The organism is Streptomonospora sediminis (assembly GCF_054778995.1).
Genome location: NZ_BAAGYZ010000064.1, coordinates 1 through 20,632, shown reverse-complemented (window position 1 = coordinate 20,632; position 20,632 = coordinate 1). Strand labels below are relative to the sequence as shown.

Annotated in this window: 2 protein-coding genes; both read right to left on the bottom strand. The window is 74.3% G+C overall.

Annotated elements, in window-relative coordinates; translation table 11 throughout:
- Positions 1 to 19,301: type I polyketide synthase (locus ACYVD5_RS12715; protein ID WP_461001209.1), on the bottom strand; the 19,301-nt coding region annotated here is incomplete at its 3' end.
- A 426-nt stretch (positions 19,302 to 19,727) separates the two neighbouring features.
- The coding region (locus ACYVD5_RS12710) for an acyl carrier protein (protein ID WP_461001208.1) at positions 19,728 to 20,632 on the bottom strand (905 nt) is incomplete at its 5' end.

Sequence of the window (20,632 nt, the reverse complement as noted above, 5' to 3'; positions counted from 1 at the left end):
ACATCCACCACCGGCAGCTCCGCCACCGGCCCCCCGGGCTCACCCAACTGCGCCGCCTGCGCAGCCAACCCCGCACCATCCCGCGCCGACACCACCAACGGCACCGGACCATCACACGGGGCGCCAGCCGACTCTGCCGACACCGGCGATTCCACGCCCTGTTCCAGCACCACGTGGGCGTTGGTGCCGCTGATCCCGAACGACGACACCCCCGCCCGCCGCGGACGACCATTGCACTCCCACACCCGCGGCTCGGACAGCACCTCCACCGCGCCGGCGGACCAATCCACGTGCGGCGATGGCACCTCCGCATGCAGGGTCTTCGGCAACCGGCCGTGCCGCATCGCCTCCACCATCTTGATCACACCGGCCACCCCGGCGGCCGCCTGCGTATGCCCGATGTTCGATTTGATCGACCCCAACCACAACGGGGCATCCGGCGAACGGTCCGCCCCATAGGTCGCCAGCAGCGCCTGGGCCTCGATCGGATCGCCCAGCGACGTCCCGGTGCCATGGGCTTCGACCGCATCGACCTCCGCGGCCGACACACCCGCATCCGCCAACGCCCGCGCGATCACCCGCCGCTGCGACGGCCCGTTCGGCGCCGTCAACCCGTTCGACGCCCCATCCTGGTTGATGGCCGAACCCCGCACCACCGCCAACACCGGGTGACCGCGGCGTTCGGCGTCGGAGACCCGTTCGACGACCAGCACCCCGGCGCCTTCCGACCAGCCGGTGCCGTCCGCGCCTTCCGCGAACGCCTTGCAGCGGCCGTCGGGCGCCAACCCGCCCTGGCGGGCGAACTCCACGAACGATCCGGGGGTCGACATCACGGTCACCCCGCCCGCCAAGGCAAGCGAGCATTCGCCGCGCCGCAGCGCCTGCACCGCCCAATGCAGCGCCACCAGCGACGACGAACACGCCGTATCCACCGAAACCGCGGGCCCCTCCATGCCCAGGACATAGGACACGCGGCCGGAGAGGACCGACGCCGCGTTCCCGGTCATGAGGTAGCCCTCGGTGTTCTCGTCGGATCCGGTCAGCAACGAGGTGTAGTCCTGGCCGTTGGTGCCCAGGTAGACGCCCGTGTCGCTCCCGCGTACCGAGGTCGGGTCGATGCCCGCGTGCTCCAGCGCCTCCCACGAGCACTCCAGCACCAGCCGCTGCTGCGGATCCATCGCCAGCGCCTCGCGCGGCGTGATCCCGAAGAACTCCGCGTCGAACTCCGCCACGCCCGAAAGGAATCCGCCCTCGCGGGCGTAGGTCGTGCCCGCTGCGCCGGTGCCAGCGCCGTTGTCGGTGTCGGCGCCGGTAGCGACGAGGTCGTCCAGTGGCCAACCGCGGTCGGTGGGCAGAGGGCCGACGGCGTCGGTTCCGGTTTGGACGAGATCCCACAGTTGCTCGGCGGAGCGCACGCCGCCGGGGAACCGGCAGGCGATGCCCACGATCGCGACCGGCTCGTCGGCGGTGCCGGGCGTGCCTGCGGTGGTCGCGGGCGGGCTCTGCGGCTGCTGCTGCTCGTCGCCGAGGTAGGAACGCAGGTGGCGCGCCAGGGCGGCCGCGGTGGGGTGGTCGAAGATGAGTGTGCTCGGCAGGCGCAGGCCCGTCGCGGTTGTGAGCCGGTTGCGGAAGTCGATGGCGGAGAGGGAGTCGAACCCGAGGTCGGAGAACGCCCGCTTCGCTTCGATCGCGTCGGCGCCGTCGTAGCCGAGTACCGCTGCCGCCTCCTCTTTGACCAGGTCGAGCACTGCGCGTTCCCGTTCGGCGCCGGGTAGTTCGGTGATGCGCTGCCAGCGGCCGGAGACGTCGGAGGCCGGCCGGTTGGCGGCTGCAGCGTCGATGGCCGCGGCCGCTTCCGGGAGTTCGGCGAGCAGCCGGCTGGGGCGGGCCGTTGTGAAAGCGGGTGCGTAGGTCGGCCAGTCCACCCCGGCGACGGTCAGCGTGGTCTCGCCCGCTTCGACCGCCTGGAACAGCACGTCGATCGCGCGTTCGGGCGCCAGCGGGCTGATGCCGCCGCGGCGTTGGCGTTCGGCCACGCTCGCGTCGGTGGCCATGCCCTCCTCGTCCCACGGCCCCCATGCGATCGAGGTCGCGGCGAGGCCTGCGGCGGCGCGGTGTTCGGCCAGCGCGTCCAAGGCCGCGTTCGCCGCGGCGTAGTTCGCCTGTCCCGGTCCGCCCCAGACCCCTGCGGTCGAAGAGAACATGACGAACGCGTCGAGGTCGCCGGTCAGTTCGTGCAGGTTCCACGCCGCGGTGGCCTTCGGCCGGACGACGGCGGCGAACTGTTCGGGGGTGAGGGCATTCACCACGCCGTCGTTGAGGGTTCCCGCTGCGTGGACGACCGCGCGTACCGGCTCGTCCTCGGGGATTTCGGCGAGCACCCGGGCCAGCGACCCGCGGTCGGCCGCGTCGCAGGCGGCGACCGTGACGCGGGCGCCGAGGGCGGTCAGTTCCGCGGTGAGCTCCGCGGCGCCGGCGGCGTCGTTTCCGCGGCGGCTGAGCAGCAGGAGGTGTTCGGCGCCTGCGCCGGCGAGCCTGCGTGCGATCTGTGCGCCCAGTGCGCCGGTTCCGCCGGTGATGAGCGTTGTGCCGGTGGGCCGCAGGGCCTGCGGGGTTTCGGCGGTGCCGGCTGCGCGCACCAGCCGGCGGGCGAACACTCCGGCCGGGCGGATGCACAGCTGGTCCTCGCCGTCGCCGCGTGCGAGCACGCCCGCGAGCCGCGCGCCGGCGCGCTCGTCGAGTTCGGCGGGCAGGTCCACGAGCCCGCCCCAGCGGCCCGGGTTTTCCAGTGCGACGACCCGGCCGAAGCCCCAGCAGAGGCCGGCGGCGATGCCCGCTCCGCCGTCGGAGGGGGTGGCGGCCATGCCTTGGCGGGTCGCGCACCACAGGGGGGCGGGGGCGGCGGCGTCGTCGAGGGCCTGTACCAGGGCCAGGGTCGCGACCGTTCCGGCGGGCAGGTCGGGCTGCTGCGGGTGGGGCCGTTCGTCCAGGGCCAGGAGGGAGAGGATGCCGGTGAAGGTGCGGGTGCCGAGGTGTTCGGCGAGGGTGGTGCGGTCGGCCGCGTCGTCGATCGGGACCGTTTCGACGGCGGTCCCGGCGCTGCGCAGCGCGTCGGCGGCGGCGGTGGCCCAGGGGTCTTCGTGCAGTGCGGCGGGGACGGCGATCAACCAGGTGCCCTGCGGGCGGGTGTGCTGTTCGGGTACCGGCTGCCACCTGATGCGGTAACGCAGCCCGTCGACCGTTTCGCGTTCCTCCTGGCGGCGGCGCCACGAGGCAAGCGCGGGCAGGGCCTCGCCCAGCGGTGTCTGCGCGCTGATCCCGAGCTGTTCGGGGAGTTCGCCGTCGCCGGTGTCCTCGACGAGGCTCCAGAACTTGTCCGAGACCGCGTCACCGCCGCGGGCGGAGACCGCCGGCCGGGGTACGGGGCGCGGCCAGTAGTGCGTTTCCTGGAAGGGGTAGGTGGCCAGTTCGACCGCCCGTCCGGACAGTGCCGGGGCGAAGTCGACGCGCGCGCCGCGTACGTAGGCTTCGGCCAGGGAGTGTAGGAAACGCCGCTGCGATCCGTCGTCGCGGCGCAAGGATGCGATGACGGCGGGTTCGGTGTCCAGGGCGGAGTCGTCGATCGTTTCTTGGATCGCCATGCCCAGGACCGGGCGCCCGCCGAGTTCGACGAACACGTCGTAGCCTTCGGCGAGCAGGGCGCGGGTGGCGTCTTCAAAGTGCACGGTGCTGCGCAGGTTGCGGTACCAGTAGTCGCCGTCGAGTTCGGTAGTGTCCAGCCAGCGGCCGTCGGTTGCGGAGTAGAACGGCACGTCGCCGATTGCTGGTGCCAGGCCGGCGAGCACGTCGGCCAGCTCCGCGCGGATGTCCTCGACGTGCGCGGAGTGGGAGGCGTAGTCGACGGGGATCCGGCGGGTGCGCACGCCGGCGGTGTCGCAGTGCGCGATGAGTTCGTCCAGGGCGGCCGCGTCGCCGGAGACCACGGCGGTTCCGGGGCCGTTGACGGCGGCGAGGGCGAGGCGGCCGTCCCAGCCGGCCAGCAGGTCGCGGACCGTGCCGGCGTTCTGGGACACCGAGACCATACCGCCGCGTCCGGCGAGGGCGGCCAGGGTCTTGCTGCGCAGGGCGACCACGCGGGCGGCGTCGTCCAGGGACAGTGCCCCCGCTACGCAGGCGGCCGCGATCTCGCCTTGGGAGTGGCCGAGTACCGCTGCGGGCCGCACGCCGTAGGACCGCCAGAGTTCGGCCAGCGAGACCAGCACTGCGAACAGGGCCGGTTGGACGATGTCGGCCCGGTCCGGGTCGGGGACGTTGCCGGCCCCGGTGAGCACGTCGCACAGCGGCCAGTCGATGTGGGGTGCGAGGGCGTCGGCGCAGGCGCGGATGCTGTCGGCGAACACGGGTTCGGCCGCCATCAGTTCGGCGGCCATCCCCGTCCATTGGGCGCCCTGTCCGGGGAAGACGAACACGGTTTTGCCGTTGAGGTCGGCGGTTCCGGTGACGGCTTCGTCGGCGGGGTCGCCGACGGCCAGTGCCTGTGCGCCGCGTTGGGTCTCTTGCCGGTCGGCGCCGATGACCACTGCGCGGTGTTCGAAGTGGCTGCGGGTGGTGGCCAGTGAGTAGGCGAGGTCGTCGGGGTCGGTGGTGTCGATGGCGGTGCGCAGTTGGGCGGCTTTGGCGCGCAGGGCGGCGTGGGAGCGTGCGGACAGCAGGTGGGGGCGGGGCTTGTGCTCGGGTTGGGGCCGTTCGGGCTCGGGTGCTGTGTCCGGTGGTTGTTCGACGAGGACGTGGGCATTGGTGCCGCTCATGCCGAATGAGGACACCCCCGCCCTGCGCGGGCGGCCGTTGCGCTCCCACGGCCGCGATTCGCTCAGCAGCCGCACGGCTCCCGCCGACCAATCCACGTGCGGCGACGGCACCTCGGCATGCAGGGTCTTCGGCAACCGGCCGTGCCGCATCGCCTCCACCATCTTGATCACCCCCGCCACCCCAGCGGCCGCCTGGGAGTGGCCGATGTTGGACTTGACCGACCCCAACCACAACGGGTCGTCGCCGGGCCGGTCCGCCCCATAGGTCGCCAGCAGCGCCTGGGCCTCGATCGGATCGCCCAGCGACGTCCCGGTGCCGTGGGCTTCGACCGCATCGACCTCGGCGGCCGATACCCCGGCCCCGGCCAGCGCCTGCCGGATCACCCGCTGCTGTGCGGGACCGTTCGGCGCGGTCAGCCCGTTGGAGGCCCCGTCCTGGTTCACCGCGGACCCGCGGATCACAGCCAGGACCGGATGGCCCAACCGCCGCGCATCCGAGAGGCGTTCGAGTACGAGCATGCCCGCGCCTTCGCCCCAGCTGGCGCCGTCGGCGTCGGCCGAGAACGCTTTGCTGCGCCCGTCGGCGGCGAGCGCGCGTTGGCGGCTGAACTCGATGAGGCTTCCAGGGGTCGCCATGACCGTTACCCCGCCGGCCAGGGCGAGCGAGCAGTCCTGCCGGCGCAGCGAGTGGCAGGCCCAGTGCAGCGCCACCAGCGACGACGAGCAGGCCGTGTCGACCGTGACGGCGGGTCCTTCCAGGCCCAGGGTGTAGGAGATCCGGCCGGAGAGCACGCTGGGCGAGTTGCCGGTTCCGAGCATGCCTTCGGAGCTGTCCGGCGATGCCAGCAGGGCGGTCGAGTAGTCCTGGTAGGTCACGCCGGCGAAAACCCCGGTGGGGGTGCCGTGCAGTGTGTCGGGGTCGATGCCGGCGTGTTCCAGTCCTTCCCAGGAGGTTTCGAGCAGGAGCCGCTGCTGGGGGTCCATCGCGACCGCTTCGCGCGGGGAGATCCCGAAGAAGGCGGGGTCGAAGTGGCCTGCGCTGTGCAGGAACCCGCCTTCGCGGGCGTAGCACTTGCCGGGGGCGTCGGGGTCGGGGTCGTAAAGGTTTTCCAGGTCCCAGCCCCGGTTGCTGGGCAGGGGGGCGATCGCGTCGGTCTCCGCGGATACCAGGTCCCACAGTTGGGCGGGCGAGTTGATGCCGCCGGGGTAGCGGCAGGCCATGCCGACGATCACGATCGGGTCGTCGGCCTGCGCTTCGGTGGGTGCGGGTGCTGCGGCGGCGGTGCTCTCGCCGGCCAGTTCGGCGCGGAGGTGGCGGGCGAGGACCACCGGGTTGGGGTGGTCGAAGACGAGTGTGGCGGGCAGCCGGAGGCCGGTGGCGGTGTTGAGGGCGTTGCGCAGCTCGACCGCGGTGAGCGAGGTGATTCCGAGGTCGGTGAAGGCGCGTTTGGCCGGTACCTCGTTGGCGCCGTCGAACCCGAGTACGGCGGCGACCTGGTCGAGCACGGTGTTGAGCAGGATTTCCTCCTGCTCGGGTGTGTCGCGTCCGGCGATGCGTTCGCCGAGGTCCGGTGCAGTTCCGGGTGCCGCGGTGGCGGCGGCCCTGCGGCGGGCGGGGCGTGCTGCGGGTACCGCGGTTTCGCCGCCGCCGGGCGCGGGCTGCGCCGGTTGTGCGGTCTGGTCGAGCTGGTCGGTGGGGTCGGTCTGTTCGGGGGCGGCGCGCAGCACCAGCGATTCGGCGGAGAAGACGGGTTCGCCGCGCACGTCGGCGGCGTGGACGCGGTAGGAGTCGGGGCGGCCGGTGGGTGCCAGGCGGACCCGCAGTTCGGTGGCGCCGGTGGCGTGCAGGGCCGCGCCGTTCCACGCGTAGGGGAGCTTGCGTTGGCGCTGCTCGCCGCCGTTTCCGGAGAATTCCAGGGTGTGCAGGGCGGCGTCGAGCAGTGCGGGGTGCAGGCCGAATCCGGCGGTGTCTTCGGCTTCGGCGGGCAGCGCGACCTCGGCGCAGAGCTCGCCGCCGACCTGCCACACCCGGCGCAGCCCCTGGAACGGGGCGCCGTAGGCCAGGCCGCGCTCGGCGAAGCGCTCGTAGACGCCGGTGGTGTCGAGGGGGCGGGCTCCGGCGGGCGGCCATTGGGCGAGCGAGTAACCCGGGGCGTCCGGTTGATCCGGGTTTTCCGGGTCGCGCGGTGCTGCGCGCAGCACCGCGCTTGCGTTGCGGGTCCAGGCGGCGGTGGCCGTGGCCGTGGGGCGGGAGAAGATTTCCAGGGTGTGCGCGCCCGCGCTGTCGGGTCCGCTGACGGCGGCCTGGAGTTCGACCTCGCCGTCGATGGCCAGCGGGTTCTCCAGCACCAGTTCCTCGATCAGCGGCGCGCCCACGTGGTCGCCGGCGGTGACCGCGAGTTCGAGGAACGCCGCGCCGGGGAAGATGGTCCGGCCCGATACCGCATGGCCGGCCAGCCACGGGTGGGTGTGGAGGGACAGGCGGTTGGTGAGCACTGCCCCGCCGTCGCCCGCGAGGGGCACCGCGGTGGGCAGGAGCTGATGGCGGGTGTCTCCGCCGCCGGTGCCGCCGACGCCGGCGGGGGCGGTGCCGGAGCTGAGCCAGTACCTCTTGCGTTGGAAAGCGTAAGTGGGCAGGTCGACCCGCCGCGCCGGGCTGCCCGCGAGCACCGCCGCCCAGTCGACGGGCGCGCCGGCGGTGTGCAGCCGCGCGACCGTGTGCGCGAGGGCCGCGTGCTCGTCGCGGTCCCGCCGCAGTGCCGGGGCTACCAGTACTTGGCCGCATGCGGGGTCGTCGTCGGTGATGTCGCCGATCATGGCGGCGAGCACGGCGTCCGGGCCGATCTCCACGAACGTGTCGGCGCCTTCGCGGCGCAGGCTGCGCACCCCATCGGCGAACCGGACGGTTTCGCGCACGTGGCGCACCCAGTACTCGGGCGAGCACAGTTGTTCGGTGGTGGCCACGTCGCCGGTGGTGTTGGAGATGATCGGCACCTGCGGGGCGCAGAAGCGCAGCCCTGCGGCGACCTCGCCGAGTTCGGCCAGCACGGGTTCCATCAGCGGCGAGTGGAACGCGTGGCTGACCCGCAGGCGCTGGGTTTTGCGGCCCCAGCCGGCCACCTGTTCGGCGACCGCCCGCACCGCGTCGCCGTCGCCGGAGACCACGACGGCGCGGGGCCCGTTGACGGCCGCGATGTCCACCCGGTCGCCGAGCAGCGGTTCGACTTCGTGCGGGTCGGCTTGGAGGGCGGTCATCGCTCCGCCGGCCGGCAGCCGCTGCATGAGCCTGCCGCGTGCGGCGACAAGGGCGGCGGCGTCGGCGAGGTCGAGCACCCCGGCGGCGTGGGCCGCCGCCAACTCGCCGATGGAGTGGCCGCAGAGGAAGTCCGGGCGCAGCCCCCACCCGTAGAGCAGCCGGTACAGCGCGGTTTCGACGGCGAACAGGGCGGGCTGGGTGTAGCGGGTCTGCTGGAGCGTGTCGCCGCCTTGTGCGATCACGTCGCGCAGCGGGCGGTCCAGGTGGTCGGCGAAGGCCGCGCACACGTCGTCGAAGGCGGCGGCGAAGGCAGGGTGGGTCCGGTACAGCTGCGCTCCCATGCCCGGCTGCTGGGCGCCCTGCCCGGAGAACGCGAAGGCGACCGTGCGGGCGTCGGCCTCACCGGTGACGACCCGCGGGTGTGGGGCCGCCTCCGCGATCGCGCGCAGCCCTTCGCGCACGTCCTCGCGGGTGTCGGCGAGCACGGCGGCGCGGTGTTCGAAGCCGTTGCGGGTGGTGGCGGCCGACCATGCGAGGTCGGCGGCGGTGGGGGGTTGCGGTGTGTCGAGGACCGCGCCCAGGCGGGCGGCGTTGGCGCGCAGTGCGCCGGTGCTGCGTCCCGACACAACGGTGATCAGCGGGGCCGGGGCGCGCTCGGCGGGTTCGGACGCGGGCACAGGGGTTTGCGCGGATTCCGGTTCGGGCCCGGATTCCGGTTCGGGATCCGGGGGTTCGGGGGCGCTTTCCACGATGACGTGGGCGTTCGTGCCGCTCACGCCGAACGCGGAAACGCCGGCCCGGCGCGGTCCCGCGGTTTCGGGCCAGTCCCGCGGCCGGTCGAGCAGCCGGACGGTACCCCAGGCCACGTGCTGGCTGGGCTCGTCGATGTGCAGGCTTTCGGGCAGGATTCCGTGGCGCATCGCCTGGACCGTTTTGATCACCCCGGCCACGCCGGCGGCGGCCTGAGTGTGGCCGATGTTCGCCTTCACCGAGCCCAGCCACAGCGGGCGCTCGGCCGGCCTGCCGGGCCCATAGGCATCCAGCAGCGCTTGGGCCTCGATCGGGTCGCCCAGTGAGGTCCCGGTGCCATGCGCCTCGACCGCATCGACCTCGGCGGCCGTTACGCCCGCATCGGCCAGTGCACGCGCGATCACCCGCTGCTGCGACGGCCCGTTCGGCGCGGTCAGCCCATTGGAGGCGCCGTCCTGGTTCACCGCCGAACCCCGCACCACGGCCAGGACCGGATGACCCCGGCGCCGCGCGTCCGAAAGCCGTTCGACCAGGAGCATGCCCACGCCCTCGGACCAGCCGGTACCGTCGGCCGCGGCGGCGAACGGCTTGCAGCGGCCGTCGGCGGCGAGCCCGCCCTGGCGGGAGAACTCGACGAACGCGCCCGGGGTGGCCATGACGGTGACGCCGCCGGCCAGCGCCAGCGACGCGTCGCCGGAGGCGAGTTCGCGGCAGGCCCAGTGCAGCGCCACCAGCGACGACGAGCAGGCCGTGTCGACGGTGACCGCGGAACCCTCCAGCCCCAGCGTGTAGGCGACCCGGCCGGATAGGACGCTGCCGGCGCCGCCGGTCATCAGGTAGCCCTCGGCGCCTTCGGGCACCTCGGTGGCGCCGGCGCCGTAACCGGATGCCCCGGCGCCGACGAACACGGCGGTGTCGGTGCCGCGCAGCGATCCGGGCGCGATACCGGCCCGCTCGACCGCCTCCCACGCGCTCTCCAGGATGAGGCGCTGCTGCGGGTCGGTGGCCAGCGCCTCGCGCGGGCTCATCCCGAAGAAGGGCGCGTCGAATTCGCCGGCGTCGTACAGGAAACCGCCTTCGCCGGTGTGGGAGGTGCCCGTGCCCGCCGCGGCGCGGTCGGGGTCGCAGACCCGCTGCCAGTCCGGGCCGCGGTCCGCGGGGAACGCGCCGATGGCGTCGGTGCCTTCGGCCACCAGGTCCCACAGCCGCTCGGGCGAGTCGACCCCGCCGGGGAAGCGGCACGCCATGCCGACGATGGCGATCGGCTCGCGCTCCGCCGGCGCAGCGGCGGCGGCCGGCAGGTCCGCGTCCGCCTCCGCACCGAACATCCGGGCGGCGACGTGGTCGGCGAGGGCGGCCGGTGTGGGGAAATCGAACACCACGCCGACCGGCAGGTCCGCGCCGGTCTCGCGGACGAGTGCAGCACGGAACTCCACCGCTGTCAGCGAGTCGAATCCCAGCCCGTTGAATTCGCTGTCGGCCTGCACGGCGCCGGTGCCGGAATGGCCCAGGACCGCGGCGGCTTCGCGGCGGATCAGGTCGAGCAGCCGGCGCCGGCGCCGGCTGCCGGGCAGGGCGGCGAGCTCGGCGTGCAAGGGGGTGGGGCCGGACCCGCCGGGTCCGGTGCCGACAGCGGCCGGGACGGGGCCGGCGGGCGATTCGGCGGCGGCAGCCAAGCCGGCCAGCAGCGGGCTCGGCCGCGACACGGTGAACGTGGGCACGAACCGGGCCCAGTCGACGTCGGCCACCGCCACGGCGGCCAGGCCGGAGTTCAACGCCGCACCCAAGGCGTCCAGCGCCGCGGCAGGTTGCAGCAGCCGCAGCCCGTGCCGTTCGAGCCGGTGCGCGGCGCCTTCGCGGGTGGCCATGCCGGACTGCGCCCAGGGGCCCCAGGCCACCGAGGTGGCCGCCGCTCCCCGCGCGCTGCGGCGTTCGGCCAGCCCGTCGAGGTAAGCGTTGGCGGCGGCGTAGGCGCCCTGCCCGCCGCTGCCCCAGGTGCCGGCCACCGAGGAGAACAGCACGAACGCGTCGAGGGGGTCGTCGTCGACCAGCGCGTCGAGGTGGGCGGCGCCGGCGGCCTTCGCCGCCAGTGCGGCGGCGAGCCCGTCGCCGGTCAGCTCGGCAAGGGGCGTGTCGGCGACGGTTCCGGCGGTGTGGAAGACGCTGCGGATCACATCGCCGGCGGCGACCAGCCCGGTGACCAGTTCGGAGACTGCGGACCGGTCGGCGACGTCGCATTCGGCGATGGTCACCCGGGTGCCGAGTCGGCCGAGTTCGGCGGCGAGGTCGGCGGCGCCGGGCGCGGCGCTGCCGCTGCGGCTGGCGAGTACGACGTGTTCCGCGCCGTTTTCGGCGAGCCACCGCGCCACGTGCCCGCCGAGCCCGCCGGTTCCGCCGGTGACCAGCGCGGTGCCGCGCGCGTGCCAGAAGCCGCCGGCCGGCAGGTCCGCGGGTGTGATCCGGCGGCCGAAGCGGCCGGCGGCGCGGATGGCGACCTGGTCGTCGGCGCCGGTTAGGGCGGCGGCGAGGTCGTCGAGTGCTCGGTCGTCGACGGCGCCGGGCAGGTCGACGAGCCCGCCCCAGCCGGGCCCGCGTTCGAGCGCGGCGACCCGGCCCAGGCCCCAAACCGAAGCCTGGGCGGGGTCAGGGGGTGTGTCGGCTCGGCGGGTGGTGACCGCGCCCTGGGTGAGGCACCACAGCGGTGCTGCGATGCCCGCATCGTCGAGCCGCCGCAGTACGGCGGTGAGGTCGCCGAGGCACTGCGGCACAGCGCCGCCGCTGCCGGGGTCGTGCTCGGTTCCGGTGCCGGGCAGGCACAGCACTCCGGCGAGTGCGTGTTCCCCGGACGGGCCGCCGGAGGTTGCGTCGCCGGCCGGTGGCGGTGCGTGCAGGATCTCGGCGCCGCGCGCGGCGAGGCCTTCGGCGACCGCCGCGGCCAGGGGGTGCTCAGAGGGTGCCAACAGCAGCCAGCGGCCCTCCAACGCGGCTGCCGCACCGCCGTCCACCGGGGTCCACGCGGCGCGGTGGCCCAGGCCGCGGCCGGCTCGGGCGGTGGGGCGCAGCCGCGGCCAGTACCGCTGGGTTTGGAACGGGTAGGTGGGCAGGGCGACCGTGCTCGCCGTGTCGAACACCGCGGACCAGTCCGGTGCTGCGCCGTGGACGTGCAGCGTGGCCAGCGCCGTGCGCAGGGCGGCGGCCTCATCGTCGCCGCGGAGGGCGGGGACCGCGACGGCGGCGGGGGTGTCCTCGGCGGCGGGCAGGCACTCGTGGACCATGGCGCTGAGCGCACCGCCGGGGCCCGCTTCCACAAAGCGGGTGGCGCCGCGTTCGGCGGCGCGGGTGAGGCCGTCGCCGAACCGGACCGTGCGGCGCGCCTGCTCGGCCCAGTAGGCGGGCGAGCACACCTGGTCGGCGCCGAGCTCCGCGCCCGTGCGGTTGGAGATGATGGGGATGCGCGGTGCGGCGAAGTCCAGTCGCTGCAACACCCGCTCGAAGTCGGCGAGCATCGGTTCCATCAGGCCCGAATGGAACGCGTGGCTGACGCGCAGCTCGCGGGTGCGGTGCCCGGCCGCCGACAGCCGCTCGGCGAGTTCTTGCACCTGTTCGTCCGGGCCGGACAGCACCAGCGAGCCCGGTCCGTTGACCGCGGCCAGCTCCACGGCCGTCCCGTCGAGCAACGGCAGCACCTCGGCCTCGGCGGCCCGGACCGACACCATTGCCCCACCGCCGGGCAGAGCCTGCATGAGGCGGCCCCGCGCGGCGACCAGTTCGGCGGCGCCGGCCAGGTCCAGGACTCCGGCGACGTGGGCGGCGGTGATCTCGCCGATGGAGTGGCCGACCAGGACGTCCGGGTGCACGCCCAACCGCTCCAGCAGCCGGAACAGCGCGACCTCGACCGCGAACAGCGCCGGCTGGGTGTACTCGGTGCGGTGCACGAGTTCGGTGCCGAGCACGTCGTGCAGTGCCCGGTCCAGGTGCGGGTCCAGGTGGGCGCAGACCTCGTCCATCGCCGCGGCGAACGCGCCGGAGGCCCGGTACAGGCCCAGGCCCATCCCCGGGCGCTGGGCGCCCTGCCCGGGGAACAGGAACGCCGTGCGGCCGGGGCGCGCCGTTGCGCGCAGCGCCCCGGAGCCGCCGCCGGCCACCGCGCGCAACCCGGCGAGCAGCTCGGCGCGGTCGCGGCCGACGACCGCGGCGCGCTGCTCGAAGGCAGTGCGGGTGGTGGCCAGCGACAGGGCGAGGTCGCGGGTGGGCAGGTGCTCGGCGACGGGCAGCAACCGCTGGGCCTGCTCCTGCAGCGCGGTTTCGCTGCGTCCCGACAGCACCCAGACGGCCGGGGCGTCGGGGTCGTCAGGGACGCCGGCCGGGTGCTCGGGCTGGTCGGTCGCGGGCTGCCCGGTTTCGGCGCCGGGCCGCGGCGGCGGGCTCTCCAGGATCACGTGGGCGTTGGTCCCGCTAACACCGAACGCCGAGACGCCGGCCCGCCGCACACCGCCGCGGTCCGGCCAGGGCCGGTGGTCGGCCAGCACGCGGACCGCGCCGGTGCTCCAGTCGACATGCGGGGTGGGCGTGTCGACGTGCAGGCTGCGGGGCGCGACTCCGGCCCCGGCCGCCAGCACCATCTTGATGACGCCGGCGACCCCGGCGGCGGCCTGGGTGTGGCCGATGTTCGACTTCACCGAACCGATCAGCAGCGGCCGCTCGGCGGCGCGGTCGCGCCCGTAGGTGTCCAGGAGCGCTTGGGCCTCGATCGGGTCGCCCAGCGAGGTCCCGGTGCCGTGCGCCTCGACCACGTCCACGTCGGCGGGGGAAAGCCCACCGCTGCGCAGGGCGTCGGTGATGACCCGCTGCTGGGCCGGGCCGTTGGGTGCGGTCAGGCCGTTGCTGGCGCCGTCGGAGTTGACGGCGCTGCCGCGCACGACCGCGAGGACCCGGTGGCCGTTGCGGTGCGCGTCGGCGAGGCGCTCCACGGCGAGCACCCCGACGCCTTCGCCCCAGCCGGTCCCGTCGGCCGCGGCGGCGAACGGCTTGCACCGGCCGTCCGCCGCCAAGCCGCCTTGGCGGGCGAACTCGGCGAACGCGGACGGCGTCGACATCACGGTCGCCCCACCGGTGAGCGCGAGCGTGCACTCGCCCCGGCGCAGCGCCTCGGCGGCCAGGTGCAGGGCTACCAGCGACGCCGAGCAGGCGGTGTCGACGGTGAGCGCCGGCCCTTGCAGGCCGAGCGCGTAGGCGATCCGCCCGGAGGCGACGCTGGCCGCGTTGCCGGTTCCGGTGTGGCCGCCGAGGTCGTCCTCTGCCCGCGCCAGCAACGCGGGGTAGTCCTGGCCGTTGGTGCCCACGAACACGCCCACCCGCCGGCCGCGCAGCGCCGCCGGGTCGATGCCGGCGTGTTCCACCGCCTCCCAGGCCGTGTGCAGCAGCAGCCGCTGCTGGGGGTCCATGGCCAGCGCCTCGCGCGGGGAGATCCCGAAGAACGCCGCGTCGAAACCGGCGGCGTCGGCGAGGAACCCGCCCTCGCGGGCGTAGTCGGCTGCGCTGTCGGTGTCGGCGGCGTCCCAGCCGCGGTCGAGGGGGAACGGCGCGACCGCGTCGACGCCGTCGGCGATGACCCGCCAGAAGTCCTGGGGTCCGGCGACCCCGCCGGGAAAGCGGCAGCCGATTCCGACGATGGCGATGGCGCCGCCGTCCTCCGCGGCGGACGCGGCGGGCAGTGCGTCCGCGGCGGCAGCGGTGCCCGGAGCCGTGTCGGCGCCGCCGGTGAGCCGGTGCTGCAGGTGCCGCGCCAACTCCTCGGGGGTCGGGAAGTCGAACACCAGGGTGGCCGGCAGCCGCAGCCCGGTGGCCGCGTTGATCCTGTTGCGGAACTCGACCGCGGCGAGCGAGGTGAACCCGTTCTCCCGGAACGTCTGCGTGTCGTCGACCCGGTCGGGGTGGTCGTGGCCGAGCACGGCCGCGGCCTGGGTGCGGACGATCCCGGTGAGCGCGGCGAGCCGTTCGGCCGCGGGCAGGTCGGCGATGCGGGAGGCCGCCGCCTCCGCGCCGGGCTGCTCGGCGGCGGTCTGGGGCGGCGGCGCGGCCTCGGGCAGCGTGCTGAGGAAAGCGCGCGCCTTCGGGCCGGTGGCGGGCCCGGCGAACCGGGGCCAGTCGATGTCGGCGACCAGGACGGTGGCCGCGCTGTCCGCGAGCGCCATCGGCAGCGCGGCGCACGCGAGGCCGGGTGGCATGGCGGGCGTCCCGGCGGCCGAAAGCCGCTCGGCGACGGTGTCGTTGGCGGCCATTCCGCCGCCCGCCCACGGCCCCCATGCGATCGCGGTCGCGGCGCGGCCCTCGGCGCGGCGCTGCTGGGCGAGGGCGTCGAGGTAGGCGTTGGCGGCCGCATAGTTCGCCTGGCCGGCCGAACCCATGGTGGCAGCCAGCGAGGAGAACAGCACGAACGCCGACAGGTCGCGGTCGCGGGTGAGTTCGTGCAGGTTGCGGGCTGTTTCGGCCTTGGGGCGCAGGGCCGCGGCGAGCCGGTCCGGTGTCATCGACGCGACCACGCCGTCGTCGAGCGCCCCGGCCGTGTGGATGACGGAGGTGAGCGGGAACCGGTCGGGGATCCCGTCGATGACGGCCGCGAGCGCGCAGCGGTCGGCGGTGTCGCAGGCGGCGAAGGTGACGGCCGCTCCGGCAGCGGTGAGTTCGGCCCGCAGGTCCGCTGCGCCCGGAGCCGCCTCGCCGCGTCGGCTGACGAGCAGCAGGTGCTCCGCCCCGTTGGTGGCGAGCCAGCGGGCGACGTGCCCGCCGAGCGCACCGGAACCCCCGGTGATCAGGACCGTTCCGCCCGGCCAGGCGGCGGTGCCGGTGGTGTCGGCAGTGCCGGTGGCACTCGCCGCCCGCGGCGCCCGCACGAGCCTGCGGGCGAGCGTGCCGCTCGGCCGGATCGCGACCTGCCCTTCGGCCGCGGCGGCGAGGCAGGCGGCGAGGCGGCGGCCGGCCCGTTCGTCCAGGTGCGCCGGGAGGTCGACCAGGCCGCCCCAGGAGTCCGGGTTCTCCACACCGAGCACTTGGCCCAGGCCCCAGGTGCTCGCCTGCACCGGATCCGGCGCCGGGTCGGACGGCCCGGTGGCGGTGGCGCCACAGGTGGCCAGCCAGAGGGGGGCCGCCGGGTCGGTGGCGGCGTGGGCCCGGGCCAGCTCGGTGTTGAGCGCTAGCCCGGTCGGCACGGACGGGTTCTCGGGCAGGTGGCCGGTGCCGAGCGCAAGGAGCGAGAGGACACCGGAAAGGGCGCCGGACGATTCGCCGGAGAGGCCGCTGAAGAGGTCGTTGGAGAGGCCGCTGCGGACGCCATCGTCCTCGGACGGACCGGAACCGTCCGTGCCCGCATCCACAACGCGGGTGCGCACCGTCGCGCCCGCGGTGCGCAGCGCGGACTCGACGCCGGCGAGAGCCGTGTCGGCGCCTGCGGGCGCCACCACCAGCCACGTGCCGGCGAGCACGGCGGCACGGTCGGCGACCGGTTGCCAGGTGGTGTGGTAGCGCCAGCGGTCCACTGTTTCGTGCGCGCGCCGGTCCTGCAGCCACTGCGACACCAGCGGCAGTGCGCCTTCCAGCGCTTGCTGCTGCTCCTCGTCGGCGTGCAGGTCGCGCGCCAACTGCGCGGCGTCCGCGCTGTGCAGGGCGTCCCACAGTCCGGCGCCGGTGCCGGGGTCGAGGCCGGCAACGCCGCCGGTGCCGGCCGCCGGTTCGGGGGCGCGCAGCCAGAACCACTCGCGCTGGAACGGGTAGACCGGCAGGTCCACCGTCGGAGCTCCGGCGAACACGGTGTCGAAGTCCACGTCCGCCCCTGCCGTGTACAGCCGGGCGAGCGCGGTGGCCGCCCCGATGGCCTCGGGCCGGTCGGCGTACAGCGCGGGGATCACGGCCGGCTCCGCACCGCCCGTGCCGCCCGCATTGACCGCGGCATCGTCCAGCGTCTCGGCGATCGCTCCGGTCAGGGTCGCGTCGGGCCCGAGTTCGAGGTATGCGCCCACCCCGCATTCGGACAGGCGGCGCACCCCGTCGGCGAACCGGACCGCCCGGCGCAGCTGCGCGACCCAGTAGTCGGGCGAGCACAGCGTCTCCCCGCCGATCTCGCCGGTCACGTTGGACACCACGGGCAACCGCGGCTCCAGGTAGGCGACGGTCTCCGCCACCTCTCGGAAGTCGTCGAGGACCGGGTCCAGGTGCGCGGAGTGGAACGCGTGGCTGACCCGCAGCCGCTTGGTGGTGTACCCGCGGTCGTGCGCGCGGCGCTCGGTCTCGGCCACGGCGTCGGAGTCGCCGGAGACCACCACCGCGGCCGGGCCGTTCACCGCCGCGATTCCGATGGCGCCCTCGGACGGCAGCAGCGCGGCGGCGTCGGCTTCCGTTGCCCGGATGGAGACCATCGCCCCCGACCGCTCGACCGACTGCATCAGCCGGCCGCGGGCCGCCACCAGGCGGCAGGCGTCGGGCAGGCCGAACACCCCCGCGACGTGGGCGGCGGCCACCTCGCCGATGGAGTGGCCGATCAGGTGGTCCGGCCGCACCCCGTAGCTCTCGAAAAGCCGGAAGAGGGCGACCTCGAACGCGAACAGGGCGGGCTGGGTGTACTCGGTCCGATCGAGCAGGCCGGCCTCGTCGCCGCCCGGCGGCGCGAACATCAGCGTGCGCAGGTCGCGGCCCAGATGCGGTTCGAAACGGGCGCACACGTCGTCGATCGCCGCCGCGAAGACGGGGGCGTCCCGGTACAGCCGCTCGCCCATACCGGCCCGCTGCGCCCCCTGCCCGGAGAACACCATCGCGAGCTTGCCGGAGCCCGTTTTCGCCACGGCGGGCCCGACGACCTGCGGCGCAGCCGCGCCCTCGGCAAGCGCGCGCAGCCCGGCGAGCAGTTCGCCGTTGTCGGCGCCGACAACGGCGGCCCGGTGCGCGAACGCCGAGCGCGTCGTCGCCAGGGAGCGGGCCACGGCCGCGCTGTCCAAGTCCGGGCGCGCCGTAACGTGGGCGATCAGTTCCCGGGCCCGCTCGGCGAGGCCGCTCGCGGTCCGGCCGGAAAGCACCCAGGGCACCGCCGGCAGCATGGCGCCGGGACCGCCATCGTCCTCGGCGACCTCGGCAACGGGTGCGGGCCGGGGCGGTTCCTCCAGGATGACGTGGGCGTTGGTGCCGCTCACGCCGAAAGCCGAGACCGCCGCCCTGCGCGGCTCCTCGTGTTGCGGCCACGGCCGGGGCTCGCGGAGCAACTCAACCCTGCCCGCCGACCAGTCGATGTGCGCAGAAGGCTCCCCGATGTGCAGGGTCTGCGGGAGTGCGGCACTGCGCAGCGCCAGCGCCATCTTGAGCACACCCGCGACACCGGCGGCGGCCTGCGTGTGCCCGATGTTCGACTTGACCGTGCCCAGCCATACGGGCCGTTCGCGGTTCCTGCCGTAGGTCGACAGCAGCGCACCGGCCTCGATGGGGTCGCCGAGCACGGTTCCGGTCCCGTGCGCCTCGACCGCGTCGATCTGCGACGCCGACAGCCCTGCGTTGGCGAGCGCCTGCCGGATCACCCGCTGCTGGGCAACCCCGTTGGGTGCGGTCAGCCCGTTGGAGGCCCCGTCCTGGTTGACGGCCGAGCCCCGCACCACGGCCAGCACCGGGCGGCCCGCCCGCAGCGCGTCGGACAGCCGCTCGACAAGGAGCACGCCGGCGCCCTCGCCCCACCCCGTGCCGTCGGCGCCGTCCGCGAACGCCTTGCAGCGGCCGTCGGCGGCGAGGCCGCCCTGCCGGTCGAACTCCTCGAACGCCACCGGCAGCGCCATCACCGTGACGCCGCCCGCCAGCGCCAGGGTGCACTCGCGGTTGCGCAGCGCCTGCACTGCCGTGTGCAGCGAAACCAGCGAGGAGGAGCAGGCCGTGTCCATGGTCAGCGCCGGGCCTTCCAACCCGAGCGTGTAGGCGATCCGCCCGGACAGCACCGCGCCCGAACCGCCGGTGAGCAGGTGTTCCGCGGCGCCCTCGTTGGCGGCGGTTTCCGCGGCCCCGTAGCCGGACGGGCTCGCGCCGATGAACACGCCGGTCTGCGAGCCCTGCAGGCGGGCGGCGTCGATGCGGGCGCGTTCGATGGCCTCCCACGCGGTCTCCAGCAGGAGCCGCTGCTGCGGGTCCATCGCCAGCGCCTCGCGCGGGCTGATACCGAAGAACCCCGCGTCGAACTCCCCCGCGTCGGGCAGGAAACCGCCCTGGTGGCCGGCGAGCGCATCAAGGTCCCACCCGCGGCCGCGCGGAAGGGCGCCGATGGCGTCGGTCCCGCTGTCCACGAGTTCCCAGAAGTCCTCTGGCGAGCGGCACCCACCTGGGAAGCGGCACGCGGCCCCGACGATCGCGACGGGTTCACTCGCCTGCTCCTCGACCTCGCGCAACCGGTCGCGGGCATCGGCGAGATCGGCCGTGACTCGCTTCAAATAGTCGCGGAGCTTCTGCTCATTCTCGCTCGGCATCAAGTTTTCCGTTTCCTCACAGGACGGCAGCGCTTAGCAATGTATGTGCGCGACCCTTTGGGTACTCACCAGTGGGATTAGGTGTTTCCCTAGGTACGGAAGAGAACTGGATGTGAGCAGTGGCGGATTCGGGGGGATTGGGAGGATTGGGGGATGTGGCAGTGTGCGGCAACGACCCTGCAGTTATGCCGTGATCCGGCGCCGGATCACGGCATAACTGCAGGGTCACCGCGATCACCCCCGCGGTTGAGGGGCGGCCTCCCTCCGGGGCCGCAACCAACCGCCCGCAGCACCAGGGCTGCCACCCCGGGCCCCCGCCGCCCTTGGTGCCGCTTTTCTCCACCGGACCGCCCGCAACCCGGCAGGACACAAGGCCGCACAGCGAACCATGGCCGCCGGCCGGCAAACAAATGTGCGCGGACCTTTTCAGGAACGTCCGAGTTGGTCGTCGATAAAGGCGAACAGGTCATCGTCGCTCGCGGAGTCCAGTTCCTCGGCTGCTGCGGCGGTGCGCGGGGCGCCGTCGAGTTCGCGCAGCACGAGCTTCAACCGGTCGGCGATCCGCCGCTTCTCGGAGTCGGTGAGTTCGGTGGTGGCGACCACGTGTTCCAGGCGCTCGACATCGGCGTGGATGGTCTCGCCGCTGGCGGAGTCCAGCAGCTGCCCGTGCAGGTAGACGGCCAGCGCCCGAGCCGTGGGGTGATCGAAGACCACGGTCGTCGGGAGGGTGAGACCGGTGGCGCGGGTCAGGGCATTGCGCAGATCGACCGCCGTCAGCGAGTCGAACCCGAGTTCGCGGAAGCGCTGTTCCGGGTCGAGGGCCTCATCGTCGGAGTAACCGAGCACGGCGCCGGCGCGGGTGCGGACCAGGTCGAGCAGGTACTCCATCCGCTCCGATTCGGGCAGCGCCGCCAGCGTGGCCGCGAGCCCGGTCTCCTCCGGGGGTTCGTCGTGGGCGGCGTTGGCGACCTCCGGAATATCCGAAATCAACGGACGCGCCCGCTCCGCTCCGAACGTCGCCGCGAACCGCACCCAATCCACATCCGCCACCACCACACACGACCCACCGGAACCGGTGGTGATGCTGGAACCGGCGACGCCGTTACCGGTACTGGAGCTGATCGCGTCGTCGTTTCCGGAGCCGATGGTAATGCCGCCGTTGCCCCCGGCACCGGAGCCGACCGCGGCCCCGCCGCTTCCACAGCCCGCGCCATTTGCGGAGCCGAGCACGGCGGCGCCGGCGGGGCCGGCGCCATCGGTGTTGGTACGCAACACCTCCCCCAACACCCCCAACGCCAACCCCGGATCCATCGCCCGCACCCCACGCCGCT